General features: G+C 61.7%; 17 protein-coding genes. 1 reads left to right on the forward strand and 16 read right to left on the reverse strand.

All coding sequences use genetic code 11. The features are described 5' to 3' along the window. Nucleotides 1-16: 16 nt before the first annotated feature. The 10 genes from ACO48X_RS07080 to ACO48X_RS07125 form a co-directional block, all read right to left on the reverse strand. Nucleotides 17-391, reverse strand: a complete 375-nt coding sequence (locus ACO48X_RS07080) for a hypothetical protein (RefSeq protein ID WP_485001393.1) — start codon at nt 389-391, stop codon at nt 17-19. Between the two features lie 185 nt (nt 392-576). After that, nucleotides 577-1,068 (reverse strand): hypothetical protein, encoded by a 492-nt coding sequence (locus ACO48X_RS07085; RefSeq protein WP_485001394.1) that lies wholly within the window; start codon nt 1,066-1,068, stop codon nt 577-579. Nucleotides 1,069-1,129: 61 nt separating this feature from the next. Next, the gene (locus ACO48X_RS07090; RefSeq protein WP_485001395.1) at nt 1,130-2,806 is read right to left on the reverse strand and encodes a putative T7SS-secreted protein; all 1,677 of its coding nucleotides are present in this window, start codon (nt 2,804-2,806) and stop codon (nt 1,130-1,132) included. Beyond that, nucleotides 2,796-3,146 carry a hypothetical protein gene (locus ACO48X_RS07095; RefSeq protein ID WP_485001396.1) on the reverse strand — a complete coding sequence of 117 codons (351 nt, stop codon included), beginning with the start codon at nt 3,144-3,146 and terminating at the stop codon, nt 2,796-2,798. The genes ACO48X_RS07090 and ACO48X_RS07095 overlap by 11 nt, the downstream gene beginning before the upstream one ends. Nucleotides 3,147-3,159: 13 nt before the next feature. Then, on the reverse strand, nt 3,160-3,459 hold the full coding sequence (locus ACO48X_RS07100) for a hypothetical protein (protein WP_485001397.1): 300 nt from the start codon (nt 3,457-3,459) through the stop codon (nt 3,160-3,162). Further along, entirely contained in the window at nt 3,456-3,659 is a 204-nt protein-coding gene (locus tag ACO48X_RS07105) for a hypothetical protein (RefSeq protein ID WP_156510217.1), read from the reverse strand. Before ACO48X_RS07105 ends, ACO48X_RS07100 begins: the two co-directional genes overlap by 4 nt. A gap of 340 nt (nt 3,660-3,999) precedes the next feature. Beyond that, nucleotides 4,000-5,142 carry an ABC transporter substrate-binding protein gene (locus ACO48X_RS07110; RefSeq protein WP_485001398.1) on the reverse strand — a complete coding sequence of 381 codons (1,143 nt, stop codon included), beginning with the start codon at nt 5,140-5,142 and terminating at the stop codon, nt 4,000-4,002. 2 nt (nt 5,143-5,144) lie between these two features. Further along, entirely contained in the window at nt 5,145-5,825 is a 681-nt protein-coding gene (locus ACO48X_RS07115; protein ID WP_485001399.1) for an ABC transporter permease, read from the reverse strand. Further along, nucleotides 5,822-6,487, reverse strand: coding sequence for an ABC transporter permease (locus ACO48X_RS07120; RefSeq protein ID WP_485001400.1), 666 nt, complete (start codon nt 6,485-6,487; stop codon nt 5,822-5,824). The genes ACO48X_RS07115 and ACO48X_RS07120 overlap by 4 nt, the downstream gene beginning before the upstream one ends. Then, a complete protein-coding gene (locus ACO48X_RS07125; RefSeq protein ID WP_485001401.1) occupies nt 6,484-7,485 on the reverse strand; it encodes an ABC transporter ATP-binding protein in 1,002 nt (333 codons plus the stop codon). Before ACO48X_RS07125 ends, ACO48X_RS07120 begins: the two co-directional genes overlap by 4 nt. 680 nt (nt 7,486-8,165) lie before the next feature. Here ACO48X_RS07125 and ACO48X_RS07130 point away from each other — a divergent pair. Beyond that, nucleotides 8,166-9,644 carry an SIR2 family protein gene (locus ACO48X_RS07130; RefSeq protein WP_485001402.1) on the forward strand — a complete coding sequence of 493 codons (1,479 nt, stop codon included), beginning with the start codon at nt 8,166-8,168 and terminating at the stop codon, nt 9,642-9,644. Nucleotides 9,645-10,311: 667 nt separating this feature from the next. Here the strand turns inward: ACO48X_RS07130 and nrdE are convergent. From nrdE to ACO48X_RS07160, 6 genes are all read right to left on the reverse strand, one after another. Next, complete coding sequence (nrdE, locus tag ACO48X_RS07135; RefSeq protein WP_485001403.1) at nt 10,312-12,465, reverse strand: class 1b ribonucleoside-diphosphate reductase subunit alpha; 2,154 nt, start codon at nt 12,463-12,465, stop codon at nt 10,312-10,314. Then, nucleotides 12,447-12,851 (reverse strand): class Ib ribonucleoside-diphosphate reductase assembly flavoprotein NrdI, encoded by a 405-nt coding sequence (gene nrdI / locus ACO48X_RS07140; RefSeq protein WP_009197984.1) that lies wholly within the window; start codon nt 12,849-12,851, stop codon nt 12,447-12,449. The genes nrdE and nrdI overlap by 19 nt, the downstream gene beginning before the upstream one ends. A 76-nt stretch (nt 12,852-12,927) precedes the next feature. Then, nucleotides 12,928-13,182 (reverse strand): glutaredoxin-like protein NrdH, encoded by a 255-nt coding sequence (gene nrdH, locus ACO48X_RS07145; RefSeq protein WP_485001404.1) that lies wholly within the window; start codon nt 13,180-13,182, stop codon nt 12,928-12,930. 786 nt (nt 13,183-13,968) lie between these two features. Further along, a complete protein-coding gene (locus tag ACO48X_RS07150; protein ID WP_485001405.1) occupies nt 13,969-15,519 on the reverse strand; it encodes a carbohydrate-binding domain-containing protein in 1,551 nt (516 codons plus the stop codon). Continuing rightward, nucleotides 15,516-16,379 carry a VTC domain-containing protein gene (locus ACO48X_RS07155; protein ID WP_485001406.1) on the reverse strand — a complete coding sequence of 288 codons (864 nt, stop codon included), beginning with the start codon at nt 16,377-16,379 and terminating at the stop codon, nt 15,516-15,518. Before ACO48X_RS07155 ends, ACO48X_RS07150 begins: the two co-directional genes overlap by 4 nt. Next, entirely contained in the window at nt 16,379-16,963 is a 585-nt protein-coding gene (locus ACO48X_RS07160; RefSeq protein ID WP_485001407.1) for a DUF4956 domain-containing protein, read from the reverse strand. The genes ACO48X_RS07155 and ACO48X_RS07160 overlap by 1 nt, the downstream gene beginning before the upstream one ends. Between the last annotated feature and the right edge of the window lie 363 nt (nt 16,964-17,326).

Below are 17,326 nucleotides of genomic sequence, written 5' to 3' on the forward strand. Positions count from 1 at the left end.
CCCCCGCCACCGCGGGCTAGCCCCTAAGCCGGCCTCCAAGCACGCGCCCCTGCCTGTCCATCAGGGCTCTGCGCGTGGCAATCGGCATGAACCAGCCCAGGTCGCACGGGACGTCGGGCGCGGGAGCGGACACCCGCGGAGCCGGGTCCGCGATTCCGTACAGGCCGCGCATGTGGGCGTCTACTCGCGCCACCTCTTCGCGTTCGGCTTCGCTAAGCCGGCTCCAGTCGAGCATCCCGTCTTCGAAACGCACCGGAAAGGCGCCGTCGAAGAGGAACCACGGCTCTTCCTCGACCCATATTCGATTGCCTTCGACGACGCCGTTGACGGCGACCGCGTCGACGACAGCGGCGTCCTCAGCGCCATCTGGCTTTGCCTTGGAATCAGACATCTGTGCACTTCTCCTTTTCCGAATCTTTCACACGGGGCTCGCATCCGCTCTTTCCAGCGCCGGCCCCGCCTGTCTTTTCAGAAGCCGCTCGCGTCCACCCCCTCAGGGGGCGATCGCGTTGGCCTCTCCCGCCGCCGACGGATCTCGCCCCTCCAGACGCCCCGCATAGGCAGACCGCGCACACGTCACTCGAGCGGGGACGTGAAGCGTTTGCAGTATTCTCGCGGAACGGCGAGTTCCTTGCCTCTGGCCTTCGAGATCATCGCGGAGACCATGGCAACCACTTCGCTCGGGTCGATTCCCATCGGAACCGGTTGCCCGCCGTCGCCGATGACCCACTCCTCGTAGACTCGCACGCGAAGGCCGTCCACCGACGTCAGAGGATAGCCGCGGAATATTCTTCCCGGAGGGTAGGTGATTTCTTCCGCTTCGGGCATCGCCGAAAAGGCTCCGAGATCGCGGCCCGTACGCCCGACGACGATTCCCAGCTCCGACGTCGTGAAGCCCGCGGTGGCGACCGTCATGTCGACCGACGCCGCAGTCAGGAGCTTCGTGGCCACATCGACCGTCCCGAGCTCCGCCGGATGGACCCACCCGCGGAAGCTCACGCCTGGGGCGGGAGGAAGGCTGAGAAGCGCCTTGAGGAAGGCATCGAGGTTCAAATCGTCGCTTGTCATTGCTTCGCCTCTTTCATTGGCTCATTGAGGGTGAAGTGCGTTCGGAATGGAGAATCGAGCACTACTGTTCCTTCATGACGACCTTCCAACCTTGCTTGGATCCGAACTGCTTTTCCACCATTTCGACGACGTCGAACTTGGCCCCGGGCTTGTAAAGGTGCTCTGCCTCATTTGCGTAGGCCGAGAATGACTGGATGTCGGGCGCCGTGCCGTTCTTGATCCTGAACTCGACCGGGATGTTGTCGGGAAACTTTTTGGCGGACATCTCCGCAAATTGTGGGGCAACCGAGGAATCTCGCGACGTGGAGAGGAATGCGGGGTCAGAGAAAACGCCCTCGTCGAGCATCTTGTCGACCACGCCCTTGGGCAACGCCGTCCCCCTGTACAAATCTCCCGGTTCGGGGGTCGGCAGCCGATCGAGGGCCCTCGTCGCATCCTCAATCAGCTTATGGGTCTCCGGCGATCCGCCCCCGCTGCGCAGGGCGCCGTTCATGTTAGTGTAACCCTCATTGACCGTGTAGCGGTGAAGGCCTCTGACGGAGTCCTGGTCTAGGCCGGGGTTGGCCTCCGAGACCTTCCCGGTCCATTCGTCGACGCTGTGCTCCCACCCCTCTTTGGTCAGGCCGGGTTTCGGCAAGAAGTCCTTTGGCGGCTTGCCGACGTCCGTGAAATCCAGCTTGTCGAGCTTCCGGGAAGTCTCGGCGGCGTCGGCGGCCCTGTCCACACGGCGGGCCGCGCCTGCGACGTCGCCGACGTCGTCCGCGTGGGCGCCCAGCCTCGCCAGCAGCGACGACGATTTTGTGGCCGCCGTGCCGCCGCCTGCCGTCGCAACCGCCACAACGATGTCGGGAACCAGGTGGCCGACGGCGCGAGCGGGATTGTCCGCCCACGTGTCCCAATCGAGCACCCCCTTTGCGATCTCTTTTCCCACCTCGAGAGGATGATCCCGCAGGGCTTTCCCGAAGGCGACCACAGATTCGCCCCGCAGCTGGAATTTCATCGCAAGTTCCTCGGCAGTGAGCTCTCCCGTGAGGAAGGGGATCAAATCATCGAAGAGCAGGCTGATCCCATTTAAATCCAGCAGGAGCTTGCCCACGTCTAGGCATGCCTCGAAGGCACCGTAAAGGACCTCTCCGACGGCGGCCACCCCGGTCTCCAACCAGTTGCGTTTTTCAGGGGCGCCCTCGCACGAGGCTCGTATCGTACTCGCGCAAGTCTCTGCTTCGGTCTCCAACGTGCTGACCGCCGAATCGAAATCGGAGACGGCCTGGTTTCGCATGGATTCACCGGGGTCGGAGAAGGGCTCGATCGTCAGATTGTACGTCCCCGGACCGTTCACCTGCTCCCATTCGCGCTTCTCCTGCTTTCCGCGTTCGACGTCGGTATCGTATTCCTCGCGAGCCTCTTTGGTGATCCGATTCGCCTCGTCGTAGTTGGTCTTGCAGTCAGAGGCGGTTGTTTGGGCGTTTTCCAACGACGTCGCATACAGATCAAGCGCGTCTGCCGCGTTCGTGAAACCCGTGGCGGCCTGCTGCCACCTTCCAGGCTCCACGGAAAATTTCTCGTGGAACCGGTCGGCTGCCCGTCCGGTCCATCCGTCTGTGGACAGGGACGACAACGAGTCAGACAAAACCTGGTATTGGCTGGAACGCGAACGCATCGTCGTCGCCTTCTCGCGTATCGCCGAGGGGCTTCCGGAGATGGAGAAGGTCGGCGCGCCGGTATGCTCAATTCCCATCTTGCTCTCCTATCAATTCTGTCGTTTCAAGGCCGTCGGTCTTCTCGGCGAACTTTTGCATGCGCTCTTTCGCCTTGTTGTCGAAGTCGACGTAGTTCGTGGCGACTTGCCCCAGGCGTCCGGCGACCTCTTCGATGTCATCGGTCATGTCGTTGATTCCGCGTTCCCAGCGATCCTGGAAATCGTCGAGAGCCTTCCAAACGGTGTCGCTTCCGACGTCGCTCTCCGTGGGAACGACGTCCTCTACGTCCTGCTCTTTCTTTTGCTTGACGGCCTCGCTGGCCTTCGTCGAAGCGTTTATGAGGGACTCGAGGTCCACTTCGAAATCGTAACTGGTCATGATCCTCACTACCTCAGTCCATGACGGCGACGTTGCGCACTTCTGTGTTGTGGGCCAGGTCTTTGATGTCGCTCAGAGCGTTGGCCGCTTCATCCAGCGCCTGCGTCAGTTCATCGGTGCGTTTTTCCAGACGCCGGTCGAAGGCCATTTGAGCCCGTCGAGAGACAGACTCCTTGCTCCACCCTTCGATCCGGCCCTCAGTCTTCTTTCGCGCAGTGGAAATGAGATCTTCCACATTCGCGCTCATGTTTTCAACCAAAGTTGTCAGGTTGGCCAGTGAGGCCTCGTTGTATTTGAAGGTTCTCTCGCTCATTCGTCGCCTCCCATCAATGCGGCTATTTCCTCAAAGACGGCGGAAAACTCCTCAGTCGACTTTTTGTCCGTCTCCGCCGTCGTCGAATCGACTGCCGCCAGCGCCTTGGAATAGTTGACCAGTCCTTCCGGGAAAGGTTTGGCCGCTTCAAACCACTTGCCGACTCCCTCCCCGAATGTCTCGATTGCCGAAAAGGCCAAAGGAGACACCTCTCCTTCGAGTTTCTCGCCAAATTGCTTCAGCAAGTCAGCGAAGTCATTTGCGGACTCATTGACCGAGCGTGCGGCTTCCGTCTGGGCTCCGAGTGTCAAAGCAAATTGTGTTCCCACAAGCAATCACCTTCCTTTTACATATTTTTAGGTGGCCTGACACAAATAATTCAATTTATATATCCAGCCTTTCAAACACTTAGTTAAAGATCAAGGAATCTATATCGTTCGGGGAGAAGTACCCTTTAATTATTCTGTAAATAATTCAAGCAGAAAAGCCGTCGCCCCTTGACCGGCCGGGCTGATCGACCCGGCTGCTTAGCCCGACCAGTCAGCCCAACCCCTTGCCCTTGAGCCAATCTTTGGCGATCTTCGAAGCGGGCTGGCCGGATTTGACCGAACGGGCGTTCATCGCGCGCAGGTCTTCAGAGGTGAGCTTGGCGGAGACGCCGTCGAGGATCTTGGCGGCGCGAACGGGAAGCTTCGAGGAGACGAGTGGGACGACGTGCGAGGAGAGGAAGAGGTTCTTCGGATCCTGGAGCACCACGAACTCCCCCGTGGAGAGCTCCGGGTTTCCGGAGTACAGATCGACGACCTGTGCGCGCCCTTCGCGCAGCGATTTGATTGTCAGCGGGCCTCCCGAGTCTTCAATGGGCGTGAAAGAGACGTCCACACCGTATGCCGATTTCAGGCCTTTCGGGCCGTACGGGCGTGATTCGAGCTCTGAATTGCCGCCGAGCACCAGCCGCCCCTTGACCTTGGCGAGGTCGCCTACGGTGCGAATCCCGTTCTCCGAGGCGAACTTCGCGGTGACGACGTAGGAGTCCTGGTCCGCAGCCGGTGCCTGATTGAGCACGGTGAGCTCGCGCGGAAGCTTTTTCTCCAGTGCGCGGTACACGGGTTCGGGGGCCGTCACGCTCGCCTTGGAGTCGATGTACTGAAGGAGGTTGCCCGTGTATTCCGGGAAGACGTCGATTGAGCCGGAGCGGACCTCGGGCATGTAGACCTCGCGCTGGCCGATTTTCATCTGCCGCTCGATTTTGTAGCCCTTCGCCTCGAGCGCCTGCGCGTATATCTCCGCAATGATTTCGTTGGAGTAGTAATCCTGCGAGCCGACGACGATCGTTTCGCCGGCCCGGTCCTTTCCGTCGGATCTGCGCAGGGGATCGGCGTTGGAGCAGCCGACGGCGAGGGCGACGGCGCCGAGCGTCGCGACGGCCTTGGCGAAGCGCGGCGCCCTCGCGGACGCGTTGCACGGCGCGACGCGCGATCCGGCGCCCGTCCGACGGGTGGGCGCGGCTTGGGACCGTTCGGCGGGCGCGGACATCGCGTGGGCGCCAAGCGTGGGCGTCGCCTGAGCCCGTTCGGCGGACGCGGCCTGCACGGCGCCCGCAAAGCGGCTTTCTTCCAAGCGGAGGCGCCTGAGGCCGCTCTTCGCGGCGACCCTTCGGAGAATGCGTGCGATGAAAGACAATGTCACTCCTTCGAAGCGGCGTGGGCGGGCGCGGCGCGGCGCGCGGTTGCCCGCTGCAAAGCGGACAGGAGCAATTCGCATACGATCGCGAGGGCGATGACTGCGAGCGATCCGCCGAGCATCAACGGGTAATTGTGGGACCGCAGGCCCGCAAAGAGGAAGCGGCCGAGACCCCAGTCCGCGACGTATGCGGCGAGGGTCGCCGTGGACACCACCTGCAGCACGGTCGCACGCAGTCCGCCCACGATGACGGGCAGAGCCAGCGGCAGCTCCACGCGGAAGACCACTTGGGCGGGGCTCATCCCTATCGCCGTCGCAGCTGCGGGCACGGCGGGGTCGATGGATTGGATACCCGAATAGGCGCCCGCCAGAAGCGAGGGAATCGCCAGGATGACGAGCGCGATGATCGGCGCGTCAAGCCCGATCCCGAAGATCAGGCCGAAGATCGTCAACAGGCCGAGGGTCGGGATCGACCGCGCGGAGCCGACGACGGCGCCGACGACGCCCGCGCCCCGCCTCGTGTGGCCGACGACGATCCCGATCGGCAGGGCGATCGCGGCGGCGATCCCGACGACGCCGAGAGTGAGGATGACGTGCTCAAGGAGCCTCGCGCCGATGCCGGAAGGGCCCCACCAGTTGGCAGAGTCGGCAAGCCATCTGAGGGCCGAGAGGAAATAGTTCACGCCTGCTCCCCCTTCGCGCCGGGGGCCTTGCCGGCCCTCGTCCACGGCGTGAGAAGACTGCCGAGCAGGACGACGAGTCCGTCGACCGCGAGCGCCAGAGCGCCCGTCGCGACGCCCCCCGTCACGACCTCGGCCGTTATCCCCCGCTGAAAACCGTCGGTCAGGAGCGTGCCGACGCTGGGGATTCCCACGAGCGCCCCGATCGTCACAAGCCCCACCGTGGAGACGGCGACGACCCTGATTCCCGAGACGAGCACGGGCAATGCGAGCGGAAGCTCGACCGTCCACAGGAGCGTCCTGCGCGAATGCCCCACCGCCGTCGCGCCGTCGATCACGGTCCGGTCCACCGAGGAAAAGGCGTCGCTGGCCGTCCTCACAAGAAGGGCCATGCCGTACAGGCCGAGGGCCGCGATGATGGTCAGCGGCGAACGCAAAGGCGTTCCGATGACGAGCGGCACCGCCACGAGGAGCGGCAGCGAGGGGATCGCGTACGTCAGCGTGGCGCCGGAGAGGATGACGCCGCCGACCTTGGGGAAGCGATGCGCGAAGCGGCCGATCGGAACAGACACTAAAACGGCCAGGGCCGTCGCCGGAAGCGCGATGAACAGGTGAGCCCGCAGAAGTTCGCCGACCCACCGCCAGTTCTCGCCCAGCCAGCTCACACCGGGCCGCCTTCAGTCGAATCGCCGGATTTGCCTCCGAGCCTCCACCGGGCCTTCGCCTTGCGCAGAGAACTCCGAGCGGCGTCCAGGGCATGCGGCAGGCGGGGCTGCGCCGCTTGTTTGCGGGAGCCCTGCTCGCGGGCGGCGTCGTCCCCCGCGCCTTTCACGCCGCTGACAAGCCCGTCAAGCCCTTCAATGACCCCCACCTGGCGCCCGTCTTCGCCGACGACGACGTTGCGCCCGGCGACCTGGCGCACGCGCAGCGTTTGGTTGGACTTCGTCCCGCCGACGAAGGTGCGCACGAAGTCGTTTGCCGGAGCGGCCAGAATCTCTTCGGGCGTGCCGCTCTGCGCGATTTTTCCGCCCTCGCCGAGCACGACGACTTCGTCGCACAGGCGGAACGCCTCTTCGACGTCGTGCGTCACGAAGACGACCGTTTTGCCGATCTCCCCTTGCAGACGCACGAGTTCGTCCTGAAGCTCGCGGCGAACGATGGGGTCGACGGCGCCGAAGGGCTCGTCCATGAGCAGGATCTCGGGCTCGGCGGCCAGAGCCCGCGCCACGCCCACACGCTGGCGTTGTCCCCCGGAAAGCTGAGCCGGGTATCGGGCGCCGAGCTCCGGGGCAAGCCCCACCCGTTCGAGAAGCTCCAGCGCCGCGGATCGGGCCTCGCGCCTCGGCGTGCCGTTGAGGATCGGCACGGTGGCGACGTTGTCCGCGACGGTGCGATGCGGCAGAAGCCCGCCGTCTTGAAGCACGTATCCGATGGATCGGCGGAGTTTGACGGGATCGGCTTCGCGCACGTCGACGCCGTCGATGAGCACCCTTCCCGACGTCGGGTCGACCATGCGGTTGACCATGCGCAGCAGCGTCGTCTTGCCTGAGCCGGACGAGCCGACGAGCACGACGGTTCGATGTTTCGGCACCGTGTACGTAAAGCTCTCCACGGCAACCGCGCCGCCGGGATACGTCTTTCCGACGGACTCGAATTCGATCACGTGTTCAGCATATCGGCGTTGGGTCTGCTCGCAAAAGAGGCTGCCCTGGCCTGTCGGTGAAATCGGCGGGTTCTCACAGCCAGGTTTTCGTGAGCCAAGTTTTCAAGAGCAGTCAAGGCCGAGTTTTCACGAACCGCCAGGGCGGGTTTTATGAGCCGCTGAAGCGACCCATTGGGCAAGTTTGCTTGACGCCCATCGTCGCATCATCGCCCGGTTCGCCGCTTGAACCGGCCGCGCGGCAGGATGCTGTCAGTCGATGGGCAACGTTTGTCTTATGACAAGAGACATGTTTCCTACATGAGAATGAAGGGACGCACTAAACTAGAAGCACGACGAACCGCCAGTCGGGGCGTTGACTGCCGGGGGCCTATAAGGCCCCCGAGCTTGTTTACGGACTCCGCTTGCGTCTCTGGAGCGGCCTCGGAAGCCTCCCGGACGATTGACGAGCCCGGCTCACTTTAAGACGGTTGGAACCAAGCTTCAAATCATGAACGACTTGCTTCCCATACCGACAACAAATCGGCTATTTGGTTGCCAACTCCAGCCGGCCCGCAGGCACTTCCATGACAAATACGGGACATGTTTCATACATAACTTTAGAGGAGCCCCACGGACGCTGTTCCTTGGCTAAGAAAGTGCTAGAATATTCCTGTTAGGCGATCGTCGGACGGTGGAACAAAATGGCGCAGACAGACATAACACAAGAAAAGATAGATGAATTCAATGTCAAACCTAGTGACATCGTGTTTTTAACGGGTTCGGGGATTTCGCTTGATTCAGGCCTCCCCGATTGGGCGACCTTTGTAAAGAACCTATTAATAGAATCAAAAACTATGGACTCTGATCTTGCAGAACTTTTCGTCAGAAGACAGAACAATCTTCTAGTTATCGCCGATGGAGCACATCAGAGCGCGAAAAGCAACAACTTGGAGTGGAAACAAGTTGCTCTAAAGGGTCTGTATGGCACCGATATAAACGAAAAGCCAGCTTCGCAGATGCATGAGATCGTAGCTCGCTATCAGTTTGAGTTTTCATGCCCTGTCCTCACGACCAACTTCGACGTTCTCCATGAAATAGCGGGCTTGAAACATTTGGAACATCTAGTTGAGAATGGCTGGAATCCGGACGAAGATGCGGATCCTGATGAATTTATACCAAAGAGTCACGACGAAGATCGCCATGACGACGAAGGAAGAATCGTTGTTTCACACCTTCACGGAGTCCTCGACCCCCGCCCAGATGGGCTAATCTCTGAGGAAAAGAGTCTAATTATAGGCCAAAGCGACTATAACAATCTTTTCAAAAAAGATATATCTTGGCAGAGTGAGGTCATAGACGATTCAGTTAGACGACATAAGACATTTGTCGTTTTAGGCCATTCTCTCAATGATCAAGACATACAAAATTGGTTCCATAGACGCTCTGAAGACAACTTTACCGTGTATTTTTTCGTCGTAAGGGAGAGCTTAGGAGTCGACAAGGAGACCTTTGGGAGACTATTTGATCCTATAAAACAGCAGTGGTCGTCCATTAACGTGAAGACAATTATGATCGACGACTATGTAGACGCCAATCAGATACTATTAGAGATATACTACATGAATAAAGAGCGTTCAAACAATAGATACAATCCTCCTGCCACCCGCATAAGTTGCTTATATTCAAAGATAGAAAACGACACACGTAAAGCATCTGAAGATACTCTGATGTGGATTGAGTCCGTAGAGAAACCTTGCGATGCCAATATTGATGATTTCGATGTTTCCGTATGGATTGCAGACGGGAAAGGTTCTATTCACCGTTTTTCGTCTTTAAATAGAATCTTCTTAAAGATAGACCCTCTAAAATCTATCGAAACAGGATTTGACTCCGAGTATCTTGCGGGTCGCGCAATTTGTTCGAACTCAGTGATGCTTGAGGATGGTTCTGACGGAAAATGGAATACGATCATGGCAAGGAGCTTCAGCTGCGAGTTTGCGGACGGACCAGAGCTTTCTATCGGAGTCGTCACAGTGGCGGTCAAGTTCAAGGATCAGAGTTCCGATTCTTCCCTGGAACAACGTGTTTACATACTGGAACAGCTACGTGTTTACATAGATACCCTGCGAGAAATTCTATCTTGTGAGTTTTCACGTCTGGTTTCGTCTTTGGCAGAATGATATTTCATAGCAAATCACAGAATCACAGATGTTTTTCGAATTCGCTTCTGATAAGCTTGCGATTAAGCAAATAAGGAGCGAATTATGTCAACCGCACCAACATTTGAACTTATACCTACCAGCTTTGGAAGTTCTACTCTGCGGCTTGTCCCTGTCGTCCCAGCGACCAAATCCGCACGCGAGCAGCTTGCAGAGGCACGGAGCCGCAGAGCCAAGAAGACAGCAAGCAGCAGCGTTCCTCCGTCGTCGGAGACTGAGAAACTCACTGAATCCGACAATTAAGCCGCAATCAATGTTCTGACGGCCTCCTTTGCTTGGAGGCCGTCTTTCGTGCTGCCAGACCCCGCTAACCAGCCACCCGTCCTGTGTTCTCTACGCCGACTACCTGTGTTCTCTGTGCCGATTGACGGCGCGAAAAAGCCGCCAGCACTGCCTTCGCGCACTCAACCGAAACGCTCAACGGCAGAAAGGAAGGCTCACCCGGTCTTAGCAGAGTCGGCGAGCCGTCCATACGAAACGGAGATATAGCCCTGAGAATCTAGTGGCGAAACGACCGCGGAGGGCCTCCCATACGGGGCAGAGGCAACAGCCAGAGCGGACCCAGGCAGGTCGTCGGGGCACGTCGAGCATGCACGAGACGCAGCCGACGACCTCCGTGCCGCGACGGTCACAGCATGCACGAGACGCAGCCGGCGACCTCCGTGCCCTCGAGCGCCTGCTGGCGGATTCGCATGTAGTAGAGCGTCTTGATGCCCTTGCGCCAGGCGTAGATGTAGTTGCGGTTGACGTCGCGCGTGGTCACGGTGTCCGGGTAGAACAGCGTGAGCGAGAGCCCCTGATCCACGTGCTGGGTCGCTGCGGCATAGGTGTCGATGATCTTTTCGGGGCCGATTTCGTAGGCGTCCTGGTAGTACTCCAGGTTGTCGTTCGTCATGTAGGGCGCCGGATAGTAGACCCTCCCGATCTTTCCTTCCTTGCGGATTTCGATCTTGGAGACGATGGGATGGATCGACGACGTCGAATGGTTGATGTACGAGATCGACCCCGTCGGTGGAACCGCCTGAAGGTTCTGGTTGTACATGCCGTATTGCCGGACGTCCTCGCGCAGCGCCGCCCAGTCCTCGCGGGTCGGGATGTGGACGTTTGCGAACAGCTCGCGCACCTTCGGCGTCGTCGGCTCCCACGCGCCCTCGACGTACTTGTCAAAGAACTCGCCTGTGGCGTACGTCGAATCCTCGAATCCGGCGAAGCGCTCTCCGCGCTCGCGCGCGATCTCCATCGAGGCGCGGATCGCGTGGAACAGCACCGTGTAGAAGTACATGTTCGTGAAATCGAGGCCTTCCTCGGAGCCGTAGAAGACTCGCTCGCGGCCGAGGTAGCCGTGCAGATTCATCTGGCCCAGGCCGATGGAGTGGCTCATGGCGTTCCCGCGCTCAATGGAGGGAACCGAACGAATGTCCGTCATGTCCGAAACGGCGGTGAGGGCGCGCACGGCGGTCTCGACCGTCTTGCCGAGGTCGGGCGAGTCCATGGCCTTGGCGATGTTCATCGACCCCAGATTGCACGAGATGTCTTTGCCCACGTGCGCGTACGACAGGTCCGGGTTGTACTCGGAAGCCTCGGAAACCTGGAGGATCTCGGAGCACAGGTTCGACATCGTGATCTTGCCCTTGATCGGGTTCGCCGCGTTCACGGTGTCCTCGAAGACGATGTACGGGTACCCGGATTCGAATTGGATCTCGGAAAGGGTCTGGAAGAACGCGCGGGCGTTGATCTTCGATTTGCGGATGCGCTTGTCATCGACCATCTCGCGGTACTTCTCGCTCACGGAGATCTCCGTGAAGGGCACGCCGTAGACCCGTTCGACGTCGTAGGGGCTGAAGAGGTACATGTCCTCGTTGTTCTTCGCCAGCTCGAACGTGATGTCCGGGATGACGACGCCGAGGGAGAGGGTCTTGATGCGGATCTTCTCATCCGCGTTCTCGCGCTTGGTGTCGAGGAAGCGCAGGATGTCCGGGTGGGGGGCATGGAGGTAGACGGCTCCGGCGCCCTGGCGCGCGCCCAGTTGGTTGGCGTAGGAGAAGGAGTCCTCGAGGAGCTTCATGACGGGGTTGACGCCCGAGGACTGGTTCTGGATTCTCTTGATCGGGGCGCCGAGCTCGCGCAGGTTCGACAGGTTGAGGGCGACGCCGCCGCCGCGCTTGGACAGCTGGAGGGCGGAGTTGATGCCGCGGGCGATCGACTCCATGTTGTCCTCGATGCGTAGGAGGAAGCAGGAGACGAGCTCGCCGCGGGCGGCCTTGCCCGCGTTGAGGAATGTGGGGGTCGCGGGCTGGAAGCGCCCCGAGATGATCTCTTCCATGAGGTCGACGGCGAGCTTTTGGTCGCCGCGGGCGAGCGTGAGGGCCACCATGCACACGCGGTCCTCATAGCGCTCGAGGTAGCGGGTGCCGTCGAAGGTCTTGAGCGTGTAGGAAGTGTAGTACTTGAAGGCGCCCAGGAAAGTCGGGAAGCGGAACTTCTTGGCGTAGGCCGCCTTGTAGAGCGACTTGACGAAGTCGAAGGGGTACTGGTCGAGCACCTCTTTCTCGTAATACCCCTCCTTGACGAGGTACTCCATCTTCTCTTCGAGGTCGTGGAAGTAGACGGTGTTCTTGTTGACGTGCTGGAGGAAGTACTGGCGCGCCGCGGCCCGGTCGGCGTCGAACTGGATGAGGCCGTCGGCGTCGTAGAGGTTGAGCTTGGCGTTCAGGGCGTGGTAGTCGAGGTTCGGGTCCTCGTAGCTCTCCTCGCCCGTGTCCGTCAACGTGCTTGCTGCCAAAACTTCTCCAAACCTTCGCGAACCCGGGCCACGTCCAAGGGCGTCCCGAGCAATTCGAATCTGTACATGTGCGGCACATGGCATTTGGCGGCGACGATGTCGCCGGCCAAGCCGTAGGCCGCGCCAAAATTCATGTTTCCCCCCGAGATCACGCCGCGGATGAGGGAGCGGTTGTGTTCGTCGTTGAGGAACTTGATGACCTGTTTGGGGACAGCGCCTTTGGCGTTGCCCCCTCCGTATGTGGGGACGACGAGGACGTACTCCTCGTCTACGCGGAGCGGCCCTTCCTTCGGGCGCAGCGGAATGCGGCACGCGGGCATGCCTAGCTTCTTGACGAATCTTTCGGTGTTGTTCGTCGCCGATGAGAAGTAGACGAGCTTTGCCATCCGAGGCCTGCCGATCTGTGAAGGGCTCCGGACGGGGCCGGGCGATGCCGCAGGCGCCGCCCGCCCCCGTTCACCGTCACGCTGTGACAGCCGCCGAATCTCGAGCGGCCGCCGTCAGCGCCTTGATCTTGTCAGGGCGAAAGCCCGACCAGTGGTCGCCCTCGGCGAAAACCACGGGCGCGGATTGGTAACCCATCGCCTTGACCGTTTCCAGCGCCTCGGCATCCTGAGTCAGGTCCACCTCGCGGTAGGCGAGCCCGGCCTTCGCCAGCGCCCGCTTCGTCGCGTTGCACTGAACGCACGAAGGCTTGGTGTAAACAGTGACGCTCATAAGAGCCGCTCCTTCCGATCCCTTGGGCGGGTCGCCTCCGACCAACCCGGGGTACGCATCAAATCCATGTCGCGCCGCCTGAGCGGCACACGCGAAGACACTACACCTTGTGGTCGGTTTTCGGTTAGACCACAAGGGCTTGTGTCCGGGTGATAAGTGACACCCTTGTCATTCGCCCTGTGGACCGCCTCTCCTTTCCGGTGGAGAAGCTGTGCACACAGACACGTCGCCCGGCCGGCTTATCCCCTTCCTTTCCACACCAAACCGGGTGCTTCGGGCCGCCCGACGGACGGCTGAAACGATTCTCCCCCGCGCCTCCGACACAAATTCGGCTCCGCAAGAGCCCCTTAAGAAGCCTCTTCGCGAAAGCCGACGCGAGTGCGGCCGTTGCGGACTCGACGCCGCCGCAGCGCACAGCGCCCACGAAAGCCCTTTCGCCTTCGCCGAGAGAAGGCGGCCCGTCGAGGCAAACGATCCAACGAGGCGAAGCGGTCCGCCGAAGTGAAGCCTGACGGCTGCCTTTCGCAGCACCGGATGAACGGGAGTTTTCCACACGTGTGGATGAAACGAGTCCACACATGTGGAAAACTCCACCGAACTGTCCACAAGCTGTGGAAAAGACTCCCCCGCTTCCCCGATGGGCATCTTCTCCCGGATCGGCGTGTCCGGCTCTGGCGTGTCGCGTTTAGAGCGCGATCGCCCGCCGCCTCCCGTCATCGGCTGCCTCCCCCTTGCCCGCCGCCTCCCGTCATCAGCCGCCTCCGCCCTTTTGTCTTCCACCTCCGGTCACCTCCCGCCTCCCGGCATGCTCATGCGGTTTTCGTCGTAGTCTCCGGCCGTCGCGGTCACGACTTGCTCGCCGTCGACCTTGATCGTGTACTTCTTTCCCTTGACGACGTCGGGTGAGGAGAACACGAAGGAGCCCGCGTTCTTCGCGAGCGTGTAGGAGGCGATCTGCTTGCCCTTCGAATCAAACACGGCGAAAGTCGAGCCTTTGCTCGCTTGGCCGGTGACTTTGATCGAGGCCTGCGCGGAGGACGTCGCGGGCGCCTGGTCCATGCCCTGGGATCCCCCGGCGAAAAGGGCGCCCCCGGCCATCGTCAGGCCGCTTTCGGCGTCGATGGCGCCGTTTCCGCCGGCCGTCGGCCCCCAGACTGTCATCTTCCCGCCGCTCATGTAGCCAGCGCCGTTCGAGTCGAATCCGTCGCCTTGGGCGTTGACCGTCCAGTCGCCGCCGGTCACGGACAGCCACGGCGAGTCGCCGCCGGTGGCGTTCAGCCCGTCGTCGCTGGAAGTTATGGCCGCCGAGCCTCCGGCCAGGAGGATTGTGGCGCCCTCGACGCCCTCCTGCGATTTCGCCACTTTCGTCGAGCCTCCGGCGAGAATCACGTCCGACGTCGCGTCGATCGCGTCGGATCCCGCCGACGCCGTGACGTTTCCGCCCGTCACAAGCACGTATCCGCGGCCCGAGGCGGTCTCGTTGTCGGCTTTGACCGCGTCTCCCTTTGCTTGGAGGGAGAGGGTCCCCCCGGCTATGACCACGTAGTCCTGGCCGCGCACGGCGTCGTCGGCGGCCTTGACGTTGATCTTGCCGCCCAGAATGACGAGCCCGTCCGAGCTGGAGACGCCGTCGTTGCCGTTGCCGGTCACGTTGAGCGTCCCGGCGCCGCCGAGCGTCAGGTCCGCCGAAGAGGCGATCGCAGCCGTGGGGCCGCTGGAATCGGCGTACTTTGAAGTGTCGGACACCGAGTTGACGGTGCCCTCGGCGGCGATGACCACCGCTTCGTCGGCGCTCTTCACGCGAATCGCGGCGTCGGTCGAAGACGAGATCTCGGCGCCGTTGAGCACGATTTTCACCTTGTCGGAATCCGCGGCCGTCACAAGAATCTGGCCGGTGAATTTGCCTGAAAGCACGTAGGTCCCAGCCGAGGAGATCGTCACTTTGCCCTCGCTCGCCGCGGCGCCGGAGCCTTCGACCGAAGCGGCCACGCCGTTCAGCGAGACCTTGGTCGCCGAGGCGGCGTCGTACTGCGCGTCGTTCGAATCGGCGTGCGGCTTCTGGTTCTCAGCCATGACGCTTTCGACGGTCGCCTTGGCGGCCGTCACCGTCGTCGAATACACATCGCCGGAGGGAACCGACTTCTCGGACACGCTGCGCAGGGAGTCGAGCGTCTTCAAACCGTCGCCGTCCGTTGCGGCGACGTTTGCGGAGCCCGCCGACGAGTTCGAGGCCGCGCCGACCTCGGAGGCCTCCGAAGAGCCGACTTTGCAGCCGCCCAGAGCCGCTCCCGCTATGAGCGCGACGGCCGCGAATTTCCTTCTCAGATTCTTCTTCATGTTCTTTCGTCTCCTAGTCTTTTCATCGCCCTGTTCCAACGGTTGGAGGGCAATTCGGGATGGATCGACGCGACGCCGAGCGCGTACTTCGAGATCCTCAGCGGGCGGTGTCCGCTGCGCCACAGCCACCTGTCGGCGGCGGAGGCCCGCCCGGCGGACTTCGTTTCGACGACGACGCCCGGAACCTCGACGCGCACGCCGCCCGAGGGCGCGCAGAGGACGAGGCCGCGATCGGCCGTCAGCCGAGAGTCTTCGGGAAGACAAAGGGTCGAACGCGTGTACACCGATCGGGCCGCCGGGATCAGGCTGGCCGCGACCCTCAGCGCCTCGCGGCGGCTTTCGGCGATCCCTCTGTCTGCCAGGCGTTCAGCCAGCCATTCGCGCACTTCGTGCCGAATGAGCAGGTCGGGGCGTTTCACGCTGCTGCGCCCATGGCGCATGGCCGCGCAGGCGCTCACCGGGACGTCCTCCAAACGGAGCCTGTCTTTGACGTTGTGCCCGCGCCCCGAGCGAGTCTTCAATTCGAGGAAGTGCGTCCCCGAATCGAGGTAGACCCGGGAGCGGAGCTTGAAACGCCGGCGGCGCTTGGTGGCGGCCGCGCGATAGAGGGAGAAATCGGGCGTGTCGTCGTAGTCGGACAGGTAGCCGAAGGCCGACTGCCCGTCGATGGCCAACGCGCGCGCCCCATTTGCCGCCAGCGAGGCGACGAGGTCTGCCGCGACGTCGGCCTGAAGAAGGTATTTGCGATCGATTCTCGTGAGAAGCGAGGCGTTGGCGGAAAGCTCGTCGAGGGCGATCTCCGGCAGCCGCGCGAAAGATTCGCCGACGGCGTCGGCGGTCCGCATGTCCGGAACCGCCATCAGGCGGCCCTCAGGTTTCGGAGCCGAGCGCTTTCGACGGCCGCTTTCCCGCCGCATCGCACGTCGACCGTTGTGGAATCGTTGACGTAATCGAGCCTGACGATGCTCACTTCGCGCACGGCCATGCCCGTGCGCGCCTCGATGAACCGGGCGAGCTCGTCGGCGTCGTCGATAGCGCGGTCGACCACCATCGCCATGTGCCGGGAGCCGGACATGACGCGGCTGGAATCGACGGCGCCGAGCGCGAGAACGACGCCGCCGATCAGAGCGGCCGCCGCCGCGAACGGCATTCCCGATCCGAGACCGCCGATGAGCCCGATGGCGAGGGCGGCGAAGTAATATGCAACCTCGACCTGGCTCAGCTCGGTCGAGCGCAGGCGGATGATCGAGAGTACGCCGAATAGGCCGAGCCCCAGCCCCGCGCCCACAGTCGCCGTGGACAAAGCCGTGGTCACGGCTAGCACCCCGACGTTGACGCCCACGAGGGCTACCGCGAGGTCCTTGCGCCGATGGCGCGGATAGTACAGCGCGAACGCGAGCGCGCATATCGCTGCTATGTCAAGGGCAAAGAGTCGGACGTCCATACTGCCTCCTTCTTGCGAGCCCCGCGCGCCCGGACGCTCCGAGCCGCGGGCGTTGCTTCGCCGACCCGTCAAGAATGAGAAACGCAGCTCGACTTTCCCAATGTTGTACCCGAAGCTTTTCTGAAAATAGTCTCGAACTTTGTTTTGCGTTGGCCAACGCGATTCAACCCGGCCACGCCAGACGCGCCTGCAATCGGCGGCGTCAAAAAAGGCGAATCCCGCGGAACGCCTGAAAATGTTCCGCGGGATTCGCGCCTGGAAGGCAGGCGGCGGGCCGGGCCCGCGCAGATTCGCCCTACTTGAACTCGCCGGCTTTGGCCTTGGCGATCTCGTGGCCGTCGACGACGATCTTGTATTCCTTGC

The organism is Peptidiphaga sp. (genome assembly GCF_057238965.1).